The organism is Ramlibacter alkalitolerans (assembly GCF_016722765.1).
GTDB lineage: Bacteria > Pseudomonadota > Gammaproteobacteria > Burkholderiales > Burkholderiaceae_C > Ramlibacter > Ramlibacter alkalitolerans.
In genome coordinates, this window is record NZ_JAEQND010000005.1 from 255,556 (window position 1) to 274,821 (window position 19,266).

The following is a 19,266-nucleotide window of genomic DNA, read 5'->3' on the forward strand; positions in this document are numbered from 1 at the left end:
AGCGGCCGCACGTGATTTCTTCACGGCACGACCGGCGGCAGGCGGGAAGGGGGTGCGTGGCCCGGATTCGCATCGGCGCACCGCCAGCGTACGCCTGCCGCTGGGCCAGCGGAAGATAGGGACACTGCCTAGGAAAACGGCAATTCTCTTTACGAACGGAAGATCGCTTCGAGGTCCGCTTCGCCGTTGGCGTTGTCGAGTTGCAGGCTGCCCTCGATGTGATCGAGGTGGTCCAGCATGATCTTCTCGGCCCGTGCGCGATCGCGCTTGGCCACCGCGTCGATGATCAACTCGTGCTCGTCGTCGCGGCAGCTTTGCGCCGTCGGCGCGTCGTACAGGAAGATGGTCAGGCAGGTGAGCATGCACAGCTCGCGCATCGTGCGCGCCAGCGCCGAATTGCCGCCCAATTCGGCCAGCAGCGTGTGGAACTCGCCCGAAAGCCGGATCACCGCGCGCTTGTCGCCGCGCCGGCGCGCGTCCACTTCCAGTTCCACGTGCTGGCGCAGGCGCTGGATCTTCTCGTTGGAAAGGGTGTCGACCAGCCGCCGCAGCACGGCCGGCTCGATCAGCCGGCGGGCCTCGAACACGTCGCGCGCCTGCTCCGTCGTCGGCTTGGCGACGTAGGCGCCGCGCTGCGGGAACAGCTCCACGATCTGCTCGTGCGCCAGCCGCGCCAGCACCTCGCGGATGCGCGCGCGGCTGACGCCGAAGATGTCCGCCATCTTCTCCTCGCCCAGCTTGGTGCCGGGATGCAGGCGGTGTTCGAGGATGGCGATGTAGATCTTCTCGTAGATCTCGTCGACGCTCTTTTCGCGTTCGACCTTGACGGCGGGGAGCTTGCGCGCGGCGGCGGGCATGGAAACGGGTGGCGCAGAGGCGGTTCGGGGCTGGCGCGCGATTCTAGCGGGCGCCCCGTCGGCGGCCTCGCGCGGCGCGTGCACGTGGTTCAGGCCCATTGGAACAGACCTCCCCAGCCCGTGACCGCGGCCGGCGACGCGCCGGCGGCGCGCAGCATGCCCCAGACGGTGGTGCTCACGGTGTCCAGCAGCGGGATGCCGCGCGCCGCCTCGAAGTCTTGCGCAAGCTGGGCGGCGCGCAGGTTGGTGCAGTAGGTGGCGATCGCCTGCGGCCGCGCCTGAGCCACTTCGTCCATCAGGGTGCGCAGCGTGCGCGGCGCGACCTCGGCGAAGTCGTGGTTGACGCGGATGCCGAGATGCTGCTCGGCGACCACCTCGATGTCGAGCGTGCGGTAGTTCGCCACGATGCGCTCCTGCACGTCCGCGGTGTAGGGCGAAACGAGCGCCAGGCGCCGGATGCCCTTGAGCGCCAGCAGCTCGTTGAGCGCCAGCACCGCGGTGGTGGCCACGATGCCGGTGCGCTCGCGGATGCGCTCCACGAGCTGCCGGTCGCGGTCGAAGCCGAGCCAGCCGGCGGCGGTGCCGCTCCAGCCGATCACGTCGACCTTCGCGTCGGCCAGCAGTTCGGCCGCGGCCAGGATCTTGCTGTCGTCGAACTGGCCCAGCGCCTGCGCGTCGAGCGCGATCTCGGTCACGCGGAAGCGCGAGAAATGCGCGCTGGCGCCGGGCAGGCCGGCCACGATCGCGCTGGTCAGGGGCTCCAGCGCCGTGTTGGAGGAGGGGGTCAGCACCCCGAGTCGCAAGGGTCGGTTCATGGCTGCAAGTCTAGGACAGGCGAGCCGGATGTTCGACATTTCTGCGTGCCGTTTGTCGACACTGGTGTAAACACCAAGACCGCGACACGCCCCACTCCCGGATAGTTCGCATCACTCCGGACCGGCCGCCGCCCCTCGCCTGGCGTGCCGGGGAAGCCGCCGACCTCCTCCTCGATAGCCATGATGAAACCCACGCGCGATCCGCAATCTTCCGCCCAGCGATTGTCGACAATCTTGTTTGCATCCTGTCCCGGCGAAGCCCGCACCGGCCGGGCGCTGCAGGAGGCACGCCTTGGCTGATGCCGCCCTGGACCTGGTGCTGCGCAACGCCCGCGTCGCCACCGCCAGCGACACCTTCGCCTGCGACATCGGCGTGCGCGCCGGCCGCATCGCGCTGCTCGGCGAAGGCCTGCCCGCCGGCACCCGCGAGATCGACGTGGCGGGGCGCACCGTCACCCCCGGCGGCGTGGACGCGCACTGCCACCTCGACCAGCCGATGGAAGGCCCGGCGAAGATGGCGGACGACTTCCTCACCGGCACGCGGTCCGCGGCCTGCGGCGGCACCACCACCGTGATCCCCTTCGCCGCCCAGATGAAGGGTCAGTCGCTGGAAGCCGCCGTGCTGGACTACCACGGCCGCGCCGAAGGCAAGGCGTCGGTCGACTACGCCTTCCACCTGATCGTGAGCGACCCCACGCCGCAGGTGCTCACGAAGGAGCTGCCGGCGCTGATCGGCCAGGGCTACACCTCGTTCAAGGTCTACATGACCTATGACGACCTGAAGCTGGACGACGGCCAGATCCTCGACGTGCTGGAAGTCGCCCGCACCCATGGCGCCCTGGCGATGATCCACGCCGAGAACGCCGACTGCATCGAGTGGCTGACCAGGCGCCTCGAAGCGGCCGGCCGCACTGCGCCGCGGTGGCATGCGCACGCGCGGCCGATGCTGGTGGAGCGCGAGGCGACGCACCGTGCCATCGCGCTGTCGGAACTCGTCGACGTGCCGATCCTGATCGTGCACGTCTCCGGCCGCGAGGCGATCGAGCAGATCCGCTGGGCCCGCGCCCACGGCCTGTCGGTGTTCGCCGAGACCTGCCCGCAGTACCTCTTCCTCACCGCCGAAGACCTCGGCATCGACGACAGCTACCAGGGCGCGCGCTGCGTCTGCAGCCCGCCGCCGCGCGACAAGGCCAACCAGGAAATCATCTGGGACGGACTGGGCGACGGCCTGTTCACCGTGTTCTCGTCCGACCACGCGCCCTTCCGCTTCGACGATCCGCAGGGCAAGAAGATCGGCGGCGAGGAGGTCGCCTTCCGCCACATCCCGAACGGCATTCCCGGCCTGGAGACGCGGCTGCCGCTGCTCTATTCCGAAGGCGTGCTGGGCGGCCGCATCACGCTGCAGAAGTTCGTCGAGCTCACCGCCACCAACCCCGCCAAGGCCTACGGCCTGCATCCGCGCAAGGGCACGATCGCCGTCGGCAGCGATGCGGACCTGGTGGTGTGGGACGAGCGGGCGCTCACCGTCGACAACGGAAAACTGCACCACGCCGTCGACTACACGCCCTACGAAGGCATGCCGCTGAAGGCGTGGCCCGGCCTGACGCTGCTGCGCGGCGACGTGGTCTGGGACGGCCGCAACTTCACGGGCCACCCGGGCCGCGGCAGGTTCCTGCCCTGCGGCACCCCTTCCCTTCTTCCGCGGAGGCCCTGATGGCGCGCGTGCTCCTGATCAACCCCAACATCAGCGACAGCGTCTCCGACCTGATCCGCGCGGAGGCACGGCGCAGCGCCTCGCCCGGCACGCAGGTGGACGTGCTGACGGCGCCCTTCGGCGTCGCCTACATCGAGACCCGCTTCGAGGCGCTGCTGGGCGCGCATGCCACCGCGCAACTCGCGGCGCAGCACTGCGCCGCGTACGACGCGGTGGTCGTCGCCGCCTTCGGCGACCCCGGCCTGCCCGGCTTGCGCGAACTGCTGCCGGTCCCGGTGACCGGCATGACCGAAGCCGCGCTCGCCACCGCGCACCTGCTCGGGCACCGCATCTCCATCATCGCGATCTCCCAGCGCATCCAGGCCTGGTACCGCGAGGTGGTGGAGGGCTACGGCTTCGGCGGCCGGCTGGCCAGCATCCGCGCGCTCGACCGCCCGCTTTCCAGCATCGGCGGCGTGCAGGAGGAACACGCGCAGGCGCTGCGGGCCCTCGCCGAGAAGGCCGTGGCCGAGGACGGCGCCGAAGTGATCATCCTCGCCGGCGCGCCGCTGGCGGGACTGGCGCGCTCCCTGCACGGGCAGCTGCCGGTGCCGGTGGTCGACGGCGTCTCCAGCGCCGTGCGCCACGCCGAAACCCTCGCGGCCCTGCAACCCGGCCGCGCCCTGCAAGGCAGCTTCGCGCTGCCGCCTGCCAAGCCCCACAAGGGCCTGCATCCCGCCATCGCCGCGTTGCTGGATCGCCAGCCCCGCTGAAGCCCCGCCCCCAGGAGACACGCCGTGAACCATCCGCCCGCCGCCCTGCACCTCGAGGTGCCCCTTGCCGCCAGCGCCGCCGCCGACGCAGCGCCTTCGAAGGTACGCTGGAAGATCTTCCTGATGATGCTGATGCTCATCTCGATCAACTACATCGACCGCGCCTCGCTGTCGGTCGCCATGCCGCTGATCGCGAAGGAATTCGACATCGGCCCCGCGGTGCAGGGCCTGCTGCTGTCCTCGTTCTTCTGGACCTATGCCTTCATGCAGATTCCCGGCGGCATGCTGGCTGACCGCTACGGGCCGCGCAGCGTGATCGCCGGCGCCACCCTCGGCTGGGGCTTCTTCCAGGCGATCGCGGCGGTCTGCACGGGTTGGGGCAGCTTGCTGGTGACGCGGCTGGGCCTGGGCGCGACCGAGGCACCGATCTACCCCGCCGGCGGCAAGCTCAATGCGATCTGGATGACGCAGAACGAGCGCGGCCGCGGCGCGACCCTGCTCGATGGCGGAGCGCCGCTCGGTGCGGCGCTGGGCGCGCTGATCATCGCGGGCCTCATCTCCCACTTCGAATCCTGGCGCGCCTCCTTCGTGGTGGCCGGCATCGGCACCATGCTGGCCGGCTTCTTCGCCTGGTGGTACATCCGCAACCACCCGCGCCACCATCCCGCCGTCAACGAGGCCGAGGCTTCGTACATCGAGCAGGCGCATGCGGCCGACCGCGCCGCCGAACCGGCCAACGCCAGCGGCCGCGTGCTGGACTTCTTCAAGTTCCGCTCCGTCTGGGGCATGTTCTTCGGCTGGATGTTCTTCAACGCGCTGTTCTACGGCCTGCTGACCTGGATGCCGACCTACCTCTCCAAGGTGCACGGCCTCGACATCAAGCAGATGGGCGGGGCGGTGTTCATCATGTTCTTCTCCGGTTTCGTGGGCGAGATGGTGGGAGGCTGGATCGCCGACAAGTGGAAGGCCGCCGGTGCCTCGCAGGCCACGGTGCTGCGCACCCTGTTCGGCATCGCTTCGGTGATCGCCACGGTCGCGATCTACAACGTCGCCAGGTTCAAGGATCCCGTCACCGTCGTCGTCCTGCTGTCGGTGACGCTCTTCTTCCTGCGCTGGTGCGGCCTGTTCTGGTGCATCCCCTCCATTCTCGGCACGCGCGACCGCGTCGGCTTCCTCGGCGGCACGATGAACCTGGGCGGCAACTGCGCCGGCATCGGCGTGCCGATCCTGGTCGGCGTGATCGTGCAGGCCACCGGCTCCTACGACCTCGCGCTGACGCTGTTCGCCGCCGCCGGCGCCGGCCTGTTCGTCTGCTCCACGCTCCTGATCGACTACAGCCGCAAGCTGCCGGTCTGATCCCTACCCACCCTCACTCCCGGAGACCCCCATGCGCTTTCGCCTTCTCCTCGCCGCGTTCGCCGCGGCCACCCTGGCCGCGACGCTGGCCTTCCCCGCCGCCGCCCAGGAGCGGATCAAGTTCAAGGCGATCGGCCAGCCGCTCGCCACCGGCCTGATCCAGAAGAACAGGGAGCAGCCCTTCTTCGAGCACTTCGCCGAGAAGACCGGGCTGCCGATCGACGTCGACTACAAGCCGATCGACACGCTGGGCGTCAAGGACACCGAGCAGCTGCGCGTGATGAAGGCGGGCCTGTTCGACATCGTGTCGCTGCGCGTGTCGCAGAACTCGCGCGACGAACCGACCATCCTGGGCCTGGACCTGGTGGGCGCCTCGCCCGACTACGCCACCGGCCGCAAGGTCGCCAACGCCTATTTCGACACCATCGATGCGCGGCTGCAGCAGCAGTTCAAGGTCAAGCTGCTGGGGGTGTGGCCCTTCGGCCCGCAGATCCTGTTCTGCAAGAAGCCGATCGCCAAGCTCGCCGACGTGAAGGGCATGAAGGTCCGCGTGTACGACCAGAACCTGGCGAAGTTCATCGAGCTGGTCGGCGGCACGCCGGTGCCGGTCTCCTTCGCCGACACGCACCAGTCGCTGTCGCTCGGGGTGGTGGATTGCGCGATCACCGGTCCCAGCTCCGCCAACTCCGCCGGCTGGCCCGAGGTGACCACGCACCAGCTTCCGATCGGCTTCCAGATGGCCCTGAACGGCTACGCGATCTCCATGAAGGCGTGGAACAGCCTGAAGCCGGACCAGCAGGCGAAGCTGAAGACCGCCTTCGAGGGCCTGACGGACGACATCTGGAAATACTCCGAGGAACTGTTCCAGGACGCCCTGAACTGCAACGCCGGCAAGGACCCCTGCACGACGGGCAAGAAGTTCAAGCTGGTGAACGTGCCGGTCACGGCCGCCGACGGCGACCTGATCCGCAGCGCGGTGACCAAGGTCTCGCTGCCCGTCTGGGCCGAGGTGTGCGACAAGTCCAATCCCGGCTGCTCGCAGAAGTGGCGCTCCACCGTCGCACCGGTGCTGGGGCTGAAATGAGCACTGCGCTGCAACGTGACGCCCTGCTCGCGCCACGCGCCGCGAGCGAGGCCACCGAAGCCGCACCCGCCAGCCTGAAGGAGCGGGTCGAGTCCGTCCTCGCCACGGTCTTCGGCCTGGTCTTCATCGGGCTGGCGATGCTGGTGACCGTCGAGACGCTCTCGCGCAAGCTGTTCAACGTCTCGCTGCAGGGCGCCGACGAACTGGGAGGCTACGCGCTGGCGGTCGGCTCCACCATCGCCTTCAGCCTGGCGCTGATGGGCCGCAACCACATCCGCGTGGACGTCTTCCACGAGCGCCTGCCGCGGCGCGCGCAGGCCTTCGCGAACTGGATGGCCATCCTGTCGCTGGCGGTGTTCGGGGTGTTCATCGCCTACGTGGCCTTCAAGGTGCTTGGCGACACGCTGCAATACCGCAGCACCGCGCAGACGCCCTGGGCCACGCCGCTGATCATTCCGCAGAGCGTCTGGTATGCGGGCCTGGTCATCTTCGCGCTGGTCGCCTGCGGCTACGCATTGCGCGCCACGCGGCTGCTGTTCGGCGGCGGCATCGACACGCTGAACCGCGACTTCCAGCCGAAGAGCGCCAAGGAGGAACTGAAGGAAGAACTCGACGACCTGGCGCACCGCCAGGCCGAAGGAGGCCAGCCATGAGCGTCACCCTCATCTCCCTCGCCTTCTTCGCCATGCTCGGCATGATGCTGGTGGGCCTGCCCATCGCGACCTCGATGGCCGCGGTGGGCATCGTCGGCGGCATCGCCGCCTATGGCCTGCCCTTCATGGACTCGATCGCTCCGGTGGTGTGGGGCGTGCAGAACGAGAACCTGCTCACGTGCATCCCGCTGTTCGTGCTGCTGGGGGAACTGCTGCTGCGCTCCGGCATCGCCGACCGCATGTACGTGGCGCTCTCGGCCTGGCTGGGGCGCATGCCGGGCGGCCTGCTGCACACGAACATCGGCAGCTGCGCGCTGTTCGCCGCGACCTCGGGTTCTTCGGTGGCGACGGCGGCGACCATCGGCACGGTGGCGCTGCCCTCGCTGCAGAAGCGCGGCTACCCGATGCGCGCTTCGCTCGGTTCGCTGGCCGCCGGCGGCACGCTGGGCATCCTGATCCCGCCCTCGGTCAACATGATCGTGTACGGATCGCTGACCAACAACTCGATCGGCAAGCTGTTCATCGCCGGCATCGTCCCCGGCCTGCTGCTCACCGGCTGCTTCATGCTGTGGATCACCCTGTCCAACATGGCCGGCGGCAACCCGATCCGCGAACCGGTGGTTCCGCTGCGGGAGCGGGTGCGCACGCTCGCCTACCTGGTGCCGCCGCTGGTGGTGTTCGGCATCGTGATGGGAAGCCTCTACTTCGGCATCGCCACGGCGACCGAAAGCGCGGCGCTCGGCGTGATGGCAGCCCTGTTCTTCGTCTGGCAGTCCGGCAAGATGACATGGGAGGTGATGCGCACCTGCTTCATCTCCACCGCACGCGTGAGCGGCATGATCCTGCTGATCATCACCGCCGCCTTCATCCTCAACCTGGCGATCAGCCTGACGGGCGTGGCCGAGGCGATGACGAAGTGGGTGGCGGGACTCGGCCTGTCCGCCACCGGCCTGATCCTGGCGCTGATCGTCTTCTACCTGATCCTCGGCATGTTCATGGACGTGCTCTCGATGCAGGTGGCGACGATTCCCATCACCTACCCGATCGCCACCGCGCTGGGCGTCGATCCGATCTGGTTCGGCATCTTCATCGTGCTGATGTGCGAGCTGGGCCTGATCACGCCGCCGGTGGGCATGAACCTGTTCGTGGTGCACGGCATCCGCCCCGACAAGGGCGGCATCGAGGATGCGATCTGGGGCGCGCTGCCCTATGCGCTGATCATGATCCTGTTCACGCTGCTGCTGATGGCGGTGCCGCAGCTGGTGACCTGGCTGCCGGCGCACATGTGACATGGCACGCGACGAGGCATTGTGGCGGCTCCCCGCCACCGAACTGGCGCGCCGCTACCGCGAGGGCAGCCTGACGCCGCTGGCAGTGGCGCAGGCCTGCCTGGCGCGGCTGGAGGCGGTCAACCCGAAGATCAACGCGGTGGTCGCGCGGCGCGACGCGCCCTTCATGGACGAGGCCGAGGCCGCGACGGAACGCTTCGCCCGCGGCGAGCCGCTGTCGCCCCTGGACGGCATCCCGCTGTCGGTGAAGGACAGCCTCTACACGCGCGATGCGCCCACCACCTGGGGCTGCCCGGCCCTGCGCGCGCATGCGATGGGGCAGGACGAACTGGCGGTCGCCCGCGCCCGCGCCGCCGGCGCGCTGATCGTCGGCAAGACCAACGTGCCGGAGTTCGCCCTCGAGGGCTACACCGGCAATCCGGTCTTCGGCGTCACGCGCAATCCGTGGCAGCTGGATCTCACGCCGGGCGGCTCCAGCGGCGGCGCCGTGGCCTCGGTCGCGGCCGGCATCACGCCACTGGCCATCGGCCAGGACGGCGGCGGCTCGATCCGCAGGCCGGCCTCGCACACCGGTCTGGTGGGGCTCAAGCCGACGCTGTCCGCGGTGCCGCGCGAGCACGTGCTGCCCAGCCTGCTGCTGGACTTCGAGGTGATCGGGCCCCTGGCGCGCACGGTGGCCGACGCGCGGATGCTGTTCGAGGTGATGCGCGGGCCGGCTCCGGTGGACCGGTCCTCGCTCGCCGCGGCGCAGGCTGCGGCGGTGCCCCGGCCGGCGCGCGCCTTGCGCATCCTCTATGTGGAGCGATTCGGCGCGGCGCCGCTCGATCCGCAGATCGCCGCCAGCCTGCGGCAGGCCGCGCAGCGGCTGGCGCAGCTCGGGCACGAGGTGCGCGAAGGGGCCCTGCCGCTGGACCTCGACTTCTATGCCGGAGCCTGGCCGCAGATCGGGCAGGCCGGGCTCGCCCACCTGTTCGACCAGCATCCGGACTGGGCGCAGCAGGCCTCGCCGAAATACCTGGGGATGGCGGAACAAGGCCGGGCCATCCCCGCCGCGCGCCTGTGGCAGATCCTCGAGGAGGTGAAGCGCCTGCGCCGCGACAGCGTGGAATTGTTCGCGTCGGTGGACGCGATCGTGCTGCCTTCGGCGGCGGCGCTGCCCTGGAAGGCGGAGGACGCGTACCCGACCCGCATCGATGGCCAGGAGGTCGGCCCGCGCGGTCACGCGGTCTATACGGGCTGGGTGAATGCCGCGGGCCTGCCGGCGCTGGCGCTGCCCTGCGAGCCCTCGCGGGAGGGCCTTCCCATCGGCCTGCAGGTCGTGGGGCCTTATGGCGCCGACGACATGCTGCTGGATCTGGGCGAAGCCTACGAATCCGCATACCCCTGGTCAGAGCGCTGGCCGGCCCTCTGAGATTGCTGCGTCGCAGCGAGTCCATCGCTTTCGGGCAAAAGCATTTCACCTTTGCGTAACCATAACGAAAGCGTACGCTTCCATATCTCGGGCTTAGCCACCACATCGTGAAATAGACAAAGAGGAGACGAATGATGTCCACCCCCCGCAAGATCCTGATCCTGGGCGCCTCCTATGGCTCCCTGCTCGCTTCCAAGCTGCTGTTCGCCGGCCACGAGGTGACGCTCGTCTGCCTGCCGGCCGAAGCCGACCTGATCAACAGCGAAGGCTTCCGCGTCCGCATGCCGGTGCGCGGCCGCAGCGAGCCGATCGTGATCGATTCGCGCAAGCTGCCGGGCAAGGTTTCCGCCGCCGGCACCTCCGAAGTGAACCCCGCCGACTACGACCTGGTCGGCCTGGCGATGCAGGAGCCGCAGTACCGCTCGCCCGGCGTGCGCGAGCTGCTGGCTGCCGTGGCGCGCTCCCGCGTGCCCTGCATGTCGATCATGAACATGCCGCCCCTGCCCTACCTCAAGCGCATTCCCGGCATCGATGCCAGTGCGCTCAAGGCGGCCTACACCGACGCCAGCGTCTGGGACGACTTCGATCCCCGCACGCTCACGCTGTGCAGCCCCGATCCGCAGGCGATCCGCCCGCCGGAGGAGCAGGTCAACGTGCTGCAGGTCACGCTGCCCACCAACTTCAAGGCCGCGCGCTTCGACAACGCGGCGCACACGCAGATCCTGCGCGAGCTGGAGGCCGACATCGACGCCGTGCGCTTCCCGGCGCCGGAAGGCCCGCTGGAACTGCCGGTCAAGCTGCGCGTCTCGGAATCGATCTTCGTGCCGCTGGCCAAGTGGTCGATGCTGCTGGCCGGCAACTACCGCTGCATCACCCGCGACGGCATGCGCACGGCGCAGGAGGCCGTGCACACCGACATCGAGGAATCGCGCTCGGTCTACAACTTCGTGTACGACCTGTGCCTGCGCCTGGGCGCCCGCGACGAGGACCTGGTGCCGTTCGAGAAGTACGCGGCGGCCGCGCAGAGCCTCACGCGTCCGGCCTCCGCCGCCCGCGCCCTGCAGAACGGCGCGCAATACATCGAGCGTGCCGACAAGCTGGTGCAGCTGGTGGCGCGCCAGCTGGGCCTGCGCCATCCGGTGATCGACCGGATCGTCGACCTGGTCGACACGCGCCTGCATGCCAACCGCGAGGCGGCGGCGAAGAAGTGAGCGACCAGGACACGGTCGTCCGCGCGCTGCTGGGCGCCTGGCGCGACAACAGCCCGATCGAAGCCGCCCCGCTCGCGGCCCTTCTGCCGGACGCCGACGCGGCGTATGCGGTGCAGGAGCGCGTGGCGGCCGAAAGCGGCTGGTTCGATCGCGCCGTACCGCAGCACTGGAAGTCCGGCGGGCCGACGCGCGAAGCGGTGCTCACGCACGCGCCGCTGCCGCCGCGGCGGGTGTGGCAGAGCCCGGCCGATGCCAGCCGCGAACCCTTCAACCTGCGCCTGATCGAGGCCGAGGTGGCGTTGCGCCTGGCGCGCGAGGTCACGCCGGCGCAGGCCGCGGCGCTCTCGCACGAAGATGCGGCCGGGCTGGTCGATGCGATGTGCGTTTCCATCGAGGTCGTCGATTCGCGCTGGCGCGAGTCGCGCACCGCCCCCGCGCTGCTGAAGCTGGCCGACCTGCAGTCGCATGGCGCGCTGGTGCTGGGCGCGTTCCGGCCGTTCGAGGCGCGGGACTGGAGCCGGCAGGAGTGCGTCGTGCGCATCGGCGACGCCGAACCGCGCCGCTTCCAGGGCACGCATTCGCTGGGCGACCCGGCCTGGCTGCTGCCGATCTGGCTGCGGCACGCGACGCGCAAGGGCGCGACGGTGCCGCAAGGCACGGTCGTGACCACCGGCACGTGGTGCGGGATGCTGGAGGCGCAAAAGGGCGACCTGGTGCGCGTCGAGTTCGAAGGGATCGGCGAGGCGCAGGTGCAGCTCTGATCCTGCGTCGTCACCGCGATCCTCCGTCGTCCCCGCGGAGGCGGGGACCCCGGGCTCCCGATGAAAGCGGCCACTGGCCGCTTTTCTTCTTGCCGAAAGCCCTGGATTCCCGCCTCCGCGGGAATGACGACTCCCTGCCGTTTAAAGTCCCGCCCGTGTCCTCCCCTTCCCGCTCCCCCTGGCTCATGCTGCTGGTGCTGCTCTCCGGCTTCACCATGAGCCAGGCCTTCCGCACCGCCGCCGGCATCATGGCGCCGCCCCTGCAGCACGACTTCGGGCTCACGCCGCAGCAGCTGGGCCTGTTCGCGGCCGCCTTCCATTTCTCCTTCGCGTCGCTGCAGCTGTTCATGGGCATGGGCATCGACGTCTACGGGCCCAAGCGCACCGTCGCCACCGTGCTGCCGCTCACCGTCGCCGGCTCGCTGGTCACGGCCTTTGCCCACAGCTATCCGATGCTGATCGCCGGCCAGGTGCTCACCGGCATCGGCTGCGCCCCCGCCTTCCTGGTCTGCACGGTCTTCATCGCACGCAACTTTCCCGGCGAGCGCTTCGCGGCCGTCAACGGCGCCGCCCTGGGCATCGGCTCCATCGGCCTGCTGATGACGGGCACGCCGCTCGCGTGGCTGATCGAGAACGTGTCCTGGCGCGCCGGCTTCGTCGCCATGTCGGCCTGTTCGGCGCTGGCCTGGCTGGCGATCCTGCTGTTCGTGAAGGAAGAGCGGCCGCAGCACCACCAGCCGCTGCAGGTGCTCGCCGCCCTGCGCGGCTACGGCGAGCTGTTCCGGCTGCCGCACACGCTGGGGATCATCGGCCTGGCGCTTTTCAGCTATGCCGCCTTCATGTCGCTGCGCGGCCTGTGGCTCACGCCGCTGCTGATCGAGCGCTACGGCTTCACGCTGGTGCAGACCGGCAACGTGGCGATCGCCATCTCGGTGCTGGGCATGATCGGTGCGCCGCTGTTCGGGCGGCTCGATCCCGGCGAAGGTCGGCGGCGCACGTGGATCCTCGGATGCGCCCTGCTGACGGCGCTGCTCTTCTTCGGCATCGCCCTGAAGCCGGGCGCGGGCGTCGAAGTCGGGCTGGCACTGGCGATCAGCCTGCTGTCCGGCTTCGGCACGCTGCAGTACGCCGACGTGCGCTCGGCCTATCCGGCGCGCATGACCGGCCGCGCGATGGCGATCTTCACGATGGCGATGTTCCTCGGCGTGGCGATCATGCAGTGGCTCACCGGCGGGGTGGCTTCCGCAGCCTCCTCGCTGCACGTCGAGCGCTATGCGGCCGTCATGGCCGGCATCGGCGGCTTCCTCGTGGCCGGCGCGATGCTGTTCCGCTGCCTGCCGGCGCCGGGGGGCGCCGCCGCGCGGCGGGCCGAGCCGTCACAATCGGCGCCATGAAAATCGCCAAAGACACCGTCGTCACGCTGAAGTACAGGGTCGCCGAAAGCAGCGGCAAGCTGATCGAGGAAAGCCGCGAGCCCATGGTCTACCTGCATAGCGGCTACGACAACACGCTGCCGAAGATCGAGGAGGCGCTCGAGGGCCGGGAAGCCGGCTACGAGTGCACGCTGGACCTGCAACCCGAGGATGCGTTCGGCGTGCGCGACGAAGCGCTGGTGCGCGTGATCCCCAAGAGCGAATTCCCGCCCGGCGTGAAGGTCGGCGGCCAGCTCGAAGGCCGCACCGACGACGGCCAGCCGCATGTCTTCCACGTGATGAAGATCAAGGGCCCCGAAGTGCACCTGGACGGCAACCATCCGCTGGCCGGCAAGTCGCTGCGCTTCGCCCTCAAGGTCACCGGCGTGCGCGCCGCCACCGCCGAAGAAATCGCGCATCGCCACGTCCATGGCGAGCACGGGCACCATCACTGAACCCAAAAGCGGACAACCGAACGCAAAGGGCGCAAAAGTTTCGCAAAAGACGCAAAAGGACATCCATTGGAATGAATTCCTTTGCGACCTTTGCGAATCCTTTGCGCCCTTTGCGTTCTGGTTGTTGCATTGAGGTTCCTCGACGCAACCCCATCTCGTGACATGACCACGCCCACCTCCCCCATCCTCGCCGTGCGGCCGCTCGGGTTTCCCTGGGAGACCGCCGATCCGTTCCTGTTCTGCGCGTACCACGATGACGCCTATCCGCGCGGCAACGGGAAGATGGGGCCGGCCGTTTCGCTGGCCGGCCGCGACATCGGGCAGGACTTCAGCCGCAAGGACGGCTGGAGCATGTACCACGGCGAGAGCGTGCCCGGCTTTCCGGCGCATCCGCACCGCGGCTTCGAGACCGTGACCATCGTGCGGCGCGGCCTCATCGACCACAGCGATTCGCTGGGCGCCGTCGCGCGCTTCGGTGGCGGCGACGTGCAGTGGGTCACCGCCGGCCGCGGGATCGTGCACTCCGAGATGTTCCCCCTGCTCAAGACCGGCGAAGACAACCCGCTGGAGCTGTTCCAGATCTGGCTGAACCTGCCGAAGCGCAGCAAGATGGCCGATCCCCACTTCACGATGCTGTGGAACGAGCAGGTCCCGCGCCGCGTGCTGCGCGACGGCGAAGGCCGGCACACCGAAGTGGCGGTGATCGCCGGCCGCTTCGCCGACCTGGCGCCGCTGCCGGCGCCGCCCGACTCCTGGGCGGCCGATCCGGCCGCCGACGTGGCGATCTGGACCATCCGCATGGAGCCCGGCGCGGCCTGGACGCTGCCGCCGGCGCAGGGTGAACGCACGCAGCGCACGCTCTACTTCTTCAAGGGCGAGGACGCGACGGTGGCCGGCCAGCCGGTGGAAGCGCGCGTGGCGATCTCGCTACAGCCGGATGCCGAGATCCCTATCACCACGGGAGATGCGGCCGGCGAGTTCCTGCTGCTGCAGGGCGCCCCCATCGGCGAACCGGTGGCGCAGTACGGCCCGTTCGTGATGAACACCCAGCAGGAGATCGCGCAGGCGATGCAGGACTACCGCCGCACGCAGTTCGGCGGCTGGAAATTCGGCGACAGCGGCCCCGTGCACGGCGCCGAACCGGTGCGCTTCGCCCGCTATCCGGACGGCCGCGAGGAACGTCCGCGGGCTGGTTAGTTACTTTCCTCGGAAATCGGCCTATTGGGTCCGCGCGCGGGCCGCTGCTACTTTTGCCCCTGCTCACTTCAGGGGGAAAAAGAGATGAGAGCAGTGTCCGCACCCGCGCGCGCCTTCGGCGCACTCCTGCTGGCCGCCACGTGCGCCGGCGGCCTGGCCCAGGGCTCCCCCGCCCCGGCCCGCAAATACCCGCCCGCCGCCCCACCCGCGGTCGCCGCCTGGCCGACGAAGCCGGTGAAGCTGGTGGTCGGCTTTCCGCCCGGGTCCGTGCAGGACCTGTCGGCCCGCGCCATCGCCGAGCCCCTGGGCAAGGCGCTCGGCCAGCCGGTGGTCGTGGAGAACAAGGCGGGCGCCTCCGGCACGATCGCCGGGGCGTACGTGGCGGGCGCCAGCGACCTGCACACCTTCGCGGTGATGAACAACAGCCAGCTCACGATCGCCAGGATGCTGAACCCGGCGATCCAGCACGACCCGGCGCGCGACCTGCAGCCCGTCGCCCTGATCGGCACCACGCCGATGGTGCTGGTGGTCGGCGCCGCCGCGCCCGGCAAGACGCCGCAGGACTGGCTCGGATGGCTGCGCAACCAGGCCGGCAAGGCCAGCTACGGCTCGCCGGGCAACGGCACGCCGGGGCACCTGGGCATGGAATTGATCAAGAGCCGCGGCGGCCTCGAGGCGGTGCACGTGCCCTACCAGGGCAACCCGCAGATCATCACGGCGCTGCTGGGCGGCCACCTGCAGGCGGCGCTGCTGCCCCCGGGCCTGGCCATGCAGCAGGTCAACGCCGGCAAGCTCAAGGCGATCGCCGTCACCTCGGAACGCCGCAGCGTGCTGGCGCCTGACCTGCCCACGATGCGCGAGGTCGGCGTGCTGGGCGCGGATGTCGAACTGTGGACGGCCATGGCCGCCCCGGCGACGGTGCCGGCGCACATCCGCGAGAAGCTGGCCAGCACGGTGATCGAGGTGGTCAAGGCGGACGAGACGCGCCAGCGGCTGCTCACCGCGGGCTGGCAGGCAGCGCCCTCCAACGCGGAAGGCCTGCGCAACCGGATGAAGGCCGACACCAAGGTGTTCGGCGGCATCATCCTGATGCGCAGCATCCGGGCCGACCTCTGACCTGAGGGGGACCCGGCCGGCGCCGGCGTCGCCCGTCGGCGCCATTTGAGCTGGCTCAAGTGAGACGGGACTGCGGCCTTTAGACTGCGCCGCAAGTCGGGGTACTGCCCCAGGAGAAATCCCGTGAGCCTGAATCGTCGCCTGTTCCTCCACTCCGCCGCCGCGGCCGCCGCCCTGCCCGGTCTGCGGCCGCTCGAGGCGCTTGCCGCGAACGCTCCCTACGAGCTGGTCGCCGGCGTGTTCAAGCAGCGGGTGCGCGAAAGCGGCCCCGAAACCGGCGTGTGGGGCTTCAACCTGCAGTCGCCCGGCCCCTTGCTGCGCTTCCAGCAGGGCGAGGAAGCGACCCTGCAGGTGCGCAACCGGCTGCCGCAGGCCACCACCGTGCACTGGCACGGCATCCGGGTGCCCAACGAGATGGACGGCGTGCCGAACGTGACGCAGGTCGCCATCGCGCCGGACACCGACTTCACCTACAAGTTCCGCCTGCCGGACACCGGCACCTACTGGTACCACCCGCACCAGTCGAGTTTCGAGCAGGTGCCGCGCGGCCTCTACGGCGCGCTGATCGTCGAAGAGGCCAGGCCGGTCCCGGTCGACCGCGAGGTGATCTGGGTCCTGAGCGACTTCAAGCTCGGGCCCGACAACCAGCCGGTCGAGGACTTCGGCAAGATCACCGATTTCGGCAGCGGCGGCCGCATCGGCAACGTCATCGCCATCAACGGCAAGGCCGCCGGCGCCCAGCAGAAGCTGGAGCTGCGGCCCAACGAGCGGGTGCGCCTGCGGCTGATCAACGCCTCCTCGGCGCGCCTGCTGCTGCTCGATTTCGCCGGCCACCAGCCCTGGGTGATTTCCTACGACGGCCAGGGCGTGCCGCCGCGGCCGCTCAAGGCGCCGCTGCTGCTCGGGGGCGGCCAGCGCACCGACCTGATCCTGGACGGCAGCGCCGGCCGCGGCGAATTCGCCGTGACGGACCTGCGCGACAAGGGCACGCGGCTGGCGACCATCGCCTATGGCGGCAGCCCGGTGCGGGCGCGGGTGCTGGGTGCGCCGCGCGCGATCGCGGCCAACCGCCACCCGACCCTGAACCTGGGCAAGGCCACGCGCCACTACCTGGCCTTCGAAGGCGGCGTGCTGGGCATGCCGGCCATCGGCAAGGTGGACGGCCGCACGCAGGACGTCAAGAGCATCATGGAGCACCACGGCCTGTCGTGGACCATGAACTACACGGCGCAGCATGAACACGCGCTGATGCACGAGCCGCTGTTCCAGTTCCGCAAGGGCGAGCACGTGATCATCAAGATGGTCAACCGCACGGAATTCGAGCACCCGATGCACCTGCACGGGCACTTCTTCCAGGTGGTGGCGATCAACAACCGGCCGGTGAAGGAGCGCTTCTGGCGCGATACCGTGGTCATGGCGCCGCGGCAGGACATCGACATCGCGCTGGTGGCCGACAACGTGGGCGAGTGGATGTTCCACTGCCACATCCTCGACCACGCGGCGGGCGGCATGATGGGAACCGTGCTGGTGGAGTAGGGATTAGCCCGCCCCCGGTGAGCTCGGCAGCCGAACGCGTACTAAACTGCAGCGATGCAGTTGTTCGATCCGCCGGCCGCCCTTGCCAGCCTGACGGCGGACGAGCGCCTGCTGGTGCTGGCCGCGTACGAGCGCGCGCAGGCACTGCTGGAGGCCGGGGCCCCGCTGCGCGAAGTGCTGGCGCAGCTGACCAGCGCGATCGAAGCGCTGGGCCAGGCCCGCACCGTCTCCTCGATCCTGGTGCTGGATCGCGAGGGCCTGCTGCGCAACGGCGCCTCGCCCAACCTGCCCGCCGACTACCTGGATGCGATCGACCGGCTCAAGCCGGACGCGCGCGTGGGCACCTGCGCAGCGGCCGCCGCCACCGGCGAGATCGTCGATACCCCCAGCTTCCTGGACGACCTGCGCTGGGCGGAACTGCGCCACCTGCCGCTGGCCCTGGGCTTCCTGGGGGCCTGGAGCATGCCGATCAAGAACGGCGAAGGCAGGGTGCTGGGCACCTTCGGCACCTATTTCCGCGAGCACCGGCTCGCTACTCCGGGCGAGCGTGAGAGCGTCGCCTTGCTGGCGGGGCTGGCCGCCAGCGCCATCGAGGCCAACGCCTTCGCGTGAAAAGGGCTGCATAGCTGCAGCCCCTCGATCTCACGCGGAAGGCGGCTTACTTGCCGCCCACCACCCGCACCATCTCCAGGCACTTGTTCGAGTAGTCCCACTCGTTGTCGTACCAGGCCACCAGCTTGACGAAGGTGGAGTCCAGCGCGATACCGGCGTCGGCGTCGAGTATCGAAGTGCGCGGGTCGGTGCGAAAGTCGGTTATCGCCCCCTTAGTTTCGTCTAGGCAAGTATCGCGATGATCGGAGACGTACGGCGGGCGCGGCGTTTGCGTGAGTTCCGCACGGGGTACTACTTCACCTGACACTTGGTGGGAACCCCCTTAGCATCGGCCACACAGAAACCCTCCCTACCGCGGAGGAAACCGATGGGAAGTAAAGTGACCCAAGCTCCAACAACTTCACCGGAAAACATCACTTCGGAGGAGGCCGGCTCGTACATAGAAGCAGATGACGAAGGTATCGAACTGATATTCGGCCTAGTAGGTCCAACCGGTGTAGACCTCGGGAAGGTGTATGACAGTCTTAAGACTCAGCTCAAGACCGTCAAGTACGAAACAGTGCAGATTCGTCTCAGTGAGTTGATCACACCATATCTGAACGGCACGACGGGCGAGTTTTCAACGGAGTACGACCGAATTTCCAAGCTCATGGAGAACGGCACGAGGTTGCGCGAGCGCACTGGACAGAAGGACATCGTGGGACGGCTCGGGGTAGCGCAGATTCGTGCCAAGCGGGAGGAGCGAACTTCTGACAAGCTGAAGCCAAGGGTTAGAACGGCCTATGTTGTCAGCTCGTTCAAGCGCCCCGAGGAAGTCGATCTCTTTCGACAAATATACGGCAAAGCGTTCACACTGGTCTCGGTGTATTCGCCACGGCAGAAGCGAATCTCGAACTTGGCGAGGAACCTGCGTTCTCGGGCTCTGCCGGGGTGACGCAGCGCAGAGGAACTCGCGGTTGAACTTGTACGTCGCGACTTCGCAGAAGAAGGTCGAAAACTAGGACAGCGTCTTGGTAAGACGTTCCCTCTCGCTGA

At 69.0% G+C, this 19,266-nt stretch carries 18 protein-coding genes and 1 pseudogene; 16 read left to right on the forward strand and 3 right to left on the reverse strand.

All coding sequences use genetic code 11. The features are described from left to right. Positions 1–149 precede the first annotated feature (149 nt). Positions 150–857, reverse strand: coding sequence for a GntR family transcriptional regulator (locus JI746_RS10595; protein ID WP_201689273.1), 708 nt, complete (start codon positions 855–857; stop codon positions 150–152). An 89-nt stretch (positions 858–946) separates the two neighbouring features. Next, positions 947–1,672: a maleate cis-trans isomerase family protein gene (locus JI746_RS10600; RefSeq protein ID WP_201689274.1), complete on the reverse strand. Its 726-nt coding sequence runs from the start codon at positions 1,670–1,672 to the stop codon at positions 947–949. Positions 1,673–1,964: 292 nt separating this feature from the next. Here JI746_RS10600 and hydA point away from each other — a divergent pair, with 292 nt between their 5' ends. The 15 genes from hydA to JI746_RS10675 all read left to right on the forward strand — a co-directional run bounded on the left by hydA (position 1,965) and on the right by JI746_RS10675 (position 18,231). Beyond that, positions 1,965–3,386 carry a dihydropyrimidinase gene (gene hydA, locus JI746_RS10605; protein ID WP_201689279.1) on the forward strand — a complete coding sequence of 474 codons (1,422 nt, stop codon included), beginning with the start codon at positions 1,965–1,967 and terminating at the stop codon, positions 3,384–3,386. Then, positions 3,386–4,138 carry an aspartate/glutamate racemase family protein gene (locus tag JI746_RS10610; RefSeq protein WP_201689283.1) on the forward strand — a complete coding sequence of 251 codons (753 nt, stop codon included), beginning with the start codon at positions 3,386–3,388 and terminating at the stop codon, positions 4,136–4,138. The genes hydA and JI746_RS10610 overlap by 1 nt, the downstream gene beginning before the upstream one ends. Before the next feature lie 123 nt (positions 4,139–4,261). After that, a complete protein-coding gene (locus JI746_RS10615; protein ID WP_201689530.1) occupies positions 4,262–5,494 on the forward strand; it encodes an MFS transporter in 1,233 nt (410 codons plus the stop codon). Positions 5,495–5,525: 31 nt separating this feature from the next. Further along, the gene (locus JI746_RS10620) at positions 5,526–6,578 is read left to right on the forward strand and encodes a TRAP transporter substrate-binding protein (protein WP_201689284.1); all 1,053 of its coding nucleotides are present in this window, start codon (positions 5,526–5,528) and stop codon (positions 6,576–6,578) included. Next, a complete protein-coding gene (locus tag JI746_RS10625; protein ID WP_201689285.1) occupies positions 6,575–7,231 on the forward strand; it encodes a TRAP transporter small permease subunit in 657 nt (218 codons plus the stop codon). Before JI746_RS10620 ends, JI746_RS10625 begins: the two co-directional genes overlap by 4 nt. Next, complete coding sequence (locus JI746_RS10630) at positions 7,228–8,520, forward strand: TRAP transporter large permease (RefSeq protein ID WP_201689286.1); 1,293 nt, start codon at positions 7,228–7,230, stop codon at positions 8,518–8,520. Before JI746_RS10625 ends, JI746_RS10630 begins: the two co-directional genes overlap by 4 nt. 1 nt (position 8,521) lies before the next feature. Beyond that, entirely contained in the window at positions 8,522–9,931 is a 1,410-nt protein-coding gene (locus tag JI746_RS10635; protein WP_201689287.1) for an amidase, read from the forward strand. 131 nt (positions 9,932–10,062) lie between these two features. Continuing rightward, positions 10,063–11,142, forward strand: a complete 1,080-nt coding sequence (locus JI746_RS10640) for a ketopantoate reductase family protein (protein WP_201689292.1) — start codon at positions 10,063–10,065, stop codon at positions 11,140–11,142. Further along, positions 11,139–11,903: a fumarylacetoacetate hydrolase family protein gene (locus tag JI746_RS10645; protein ID WP_201689297.1), complete on the forward strand. Its 765-nt coding sequence runs from the start codon at positions 11,139–11,141 to the stop codon at positions 11,901–11,903. Before JI746_RS10640 ends, JI746_RS10645 begins: the two co-directional genes overlap by 4 nt. Before the next feature lie 155 nt (positions 11,904–12,058). Further along, a complete protein-coding gene (locus JI746_RS10650) occupies positions 12,059–13,297 on the forward strand; it encodes an MFS transporter (RefSeq protein ID WP_330892983.1) in 1,239 nt (412 codons plus the stop codon). Next, on the forward strand, positions 13,294–13,770 hold the full coding sequence (locus tag JI746_RS10655; protein WP_201689299.1) for an FKBP-type peptidyl-prolyl cis-trans isomerase: 477 nt from the start codon (positions 13,294–13,296) through the stop codon (positions 13,768–13,770). The genes JI746_RS10650 and JI746_RS10655 overlap by 4 nt, the downstream gene beginning before the upstream one ends. Positions 13,771–13,932: 162 nt before the next feature. After that, the gene (locus tag JI746_RS10660) at positions 13,933–14,967 is read left to right on the forward strand and encodes a pirin family protein (RefSeq protein WP_201689301.1); all 1,035 of its coding nucleotides are present in this window, start codon (positions 13,933–13,935) and stop codon (positions 14,965–14,967) included. An 84-nt stretch (positions 14,968–15,051) separates the two neighbouring features. Then, positions 15,052–16,083, forward strand: a complete 1,032-nt coding sequence (locus tag JI746_RS10665; protein ID WP_201689303.1) for a Bug family tripartite tricarboxylate transporter substrate binding protein — start codon at positions 15,052–15,054, stop codon at positions 16,081–16,083. Positions 16,084–16,206: 123 nt separating this feature from the next. After that, positions 16,207–17,619 carry a multicopper oxidase family protein gene (locus JI746_RS10670; RefSeq protein ID WP_201689306.1) on the forward strand — a complete coding sequence of 471 codons (1,413 nt, stop codon included), beginning with the start codon at positions 16,207–16,209 and terminating at the stop codon, positions 17,617–17,619. Between the two features lie 54 nt (positions 17,620–17,673). After that, entirely contained in the window at positions 17,674–18,231 is a 558-nt protein-coding gene (locus tag JI746_RS10675) for a GAF domain-containing protein (protein WP_201689307.1), read from the forward strand. A gap of 46 nt (positions 18,232–18,277) precedes the next feature. On the opposite strand, the pseudogene JI746_RS10680 reads toward JI746_RS10675, so the two are convergent. Then, positions 18,278–18,451 (reverse strand): annotated as a pseudogene (locus JI746_RS10680) (type I glyceraldehyde-3-phosphate dehydrogenase); the annotation flags it as partial. Positions 18,452–18,598: 147 nt separating this feature from the next. On the opposite strand from JI746_RS10680, the gene JI746_RS10685 reads away from it, so the two are divergent. Further along, positions 18,599–19,165: a nucleoside/nucleotide kinase family protein gene (locus JI746_RS10685; RefSeq protein ID WP_201689309.1), complete on the forward strand. Its 567-nt coding sequence runs from the start codon at positions 18,599–18,601 to the stop codon at positions 19,163–19,165. Positions 19,166–19,266: the final 101 nt, after the last annotated feature.

Excerpts from the sequence above, each read along its gene's own strand:
- JI746_RS10665 (WP_201689303.1), top strand. The coding sequence starts at position 15,052 with ATGAGAGCAGTGTCCGCACCCGCGCGCGCCTTCGGCGCACTCCTGCTG.
- JI746_RS10595 (WP_201689273.1), bottom strand. The coding sequence starts at position 857 with ATGCCCGCCGCCGCGCGCAAGCTCCCCGCCGTCAAGGTCGAACGCGAA.
- JI746_RS10660 (WP_201689301.1), top strand. The coding sequence starts at position 13,933 with ATGACCACGCCCACCTCCCCCATCCTCGCCGTGCGGCCGCTCGGGTTT.
- JI746_RS10635 (WP_201689287.1), top strand. The coding sequence starts at position 8,522 with ATGGCACGCGACGAGGCATTGTGGCGGCTCCCCGCCACCGAACTGGCG.
- JI746_RS10625 (WP_201689285.1), top strand. The coding sequence starts at position 6,575 with ATGAGCACTGCGCTGCAACGTGACGCCCTGCTCGCGCCACGCGCCGCG.
- JI746_RS10630 (WP_201689286.1), top strand. The coding sequence starts at position 7,228 with ATGAGCGTCACCCTCATCTCCCTCGCCTTCTTCGCCATGCTCGGCATG.
- JI746_RS10675 (WP_201689307.1), top strand. The coding sequence starts at position 17,674 with ATGCAGTTGTTCGATCCGCCGGCCGCCCTTGCCAGCCTGACGGCGGAC.
- JI746_RS10640 (WP_201689292.1), top strand. The coding sequence starts at position 10,063 with ATGATGTCCACCCCCCGCAAGATCCTGATCCTGGGCGCCTCCTATGGC.
- JI746_RS10615 (WP_201689530.1), top strand. The coding sequence starts at position 4,262 with ATGATGCTGATGCTCATCTCGATCAACTACATCGACCGCGCCTCGCTG.
- JI746_RS10620 (WP_201689284.1), top strand. The coding sequence starts at position 5,526 with ATGCGCTTTCGCCTTCTCCTCGCCGCGTTCGCCGCGGCCACCCTGGCC.
- JI746_RS10685 (WP_201689309.1), top strand. The coding sequence starts at position 18,599 with ATGGGAAGTAAAGTGACCCAAGCTCCAACAACTTCACCGGAAAACATC.
- JI746_RS10600 (WP_201689274.1), bottom strand. The coding sequence starts at position 1,672 with ATGAACCGACCCTTGCGACTCGGGGTGCTGACCCCCTCCTCCAACACG.
- JI746_RS10610 (WP_201689283.1), top strand. The coding sequence starts at position 3,386 with ATGGCGCGCGTGCTCCTGATCAACCCCAACATCAGCGACAGCGTCTCC.
- JI746_RS10655 (WP_201689299.1), top strand. The coding sequence starts at position 13,294 with ATGAAAATCGCCAAAGACACCGTCGTCACGCTGAAGTACAGGGTCGCC.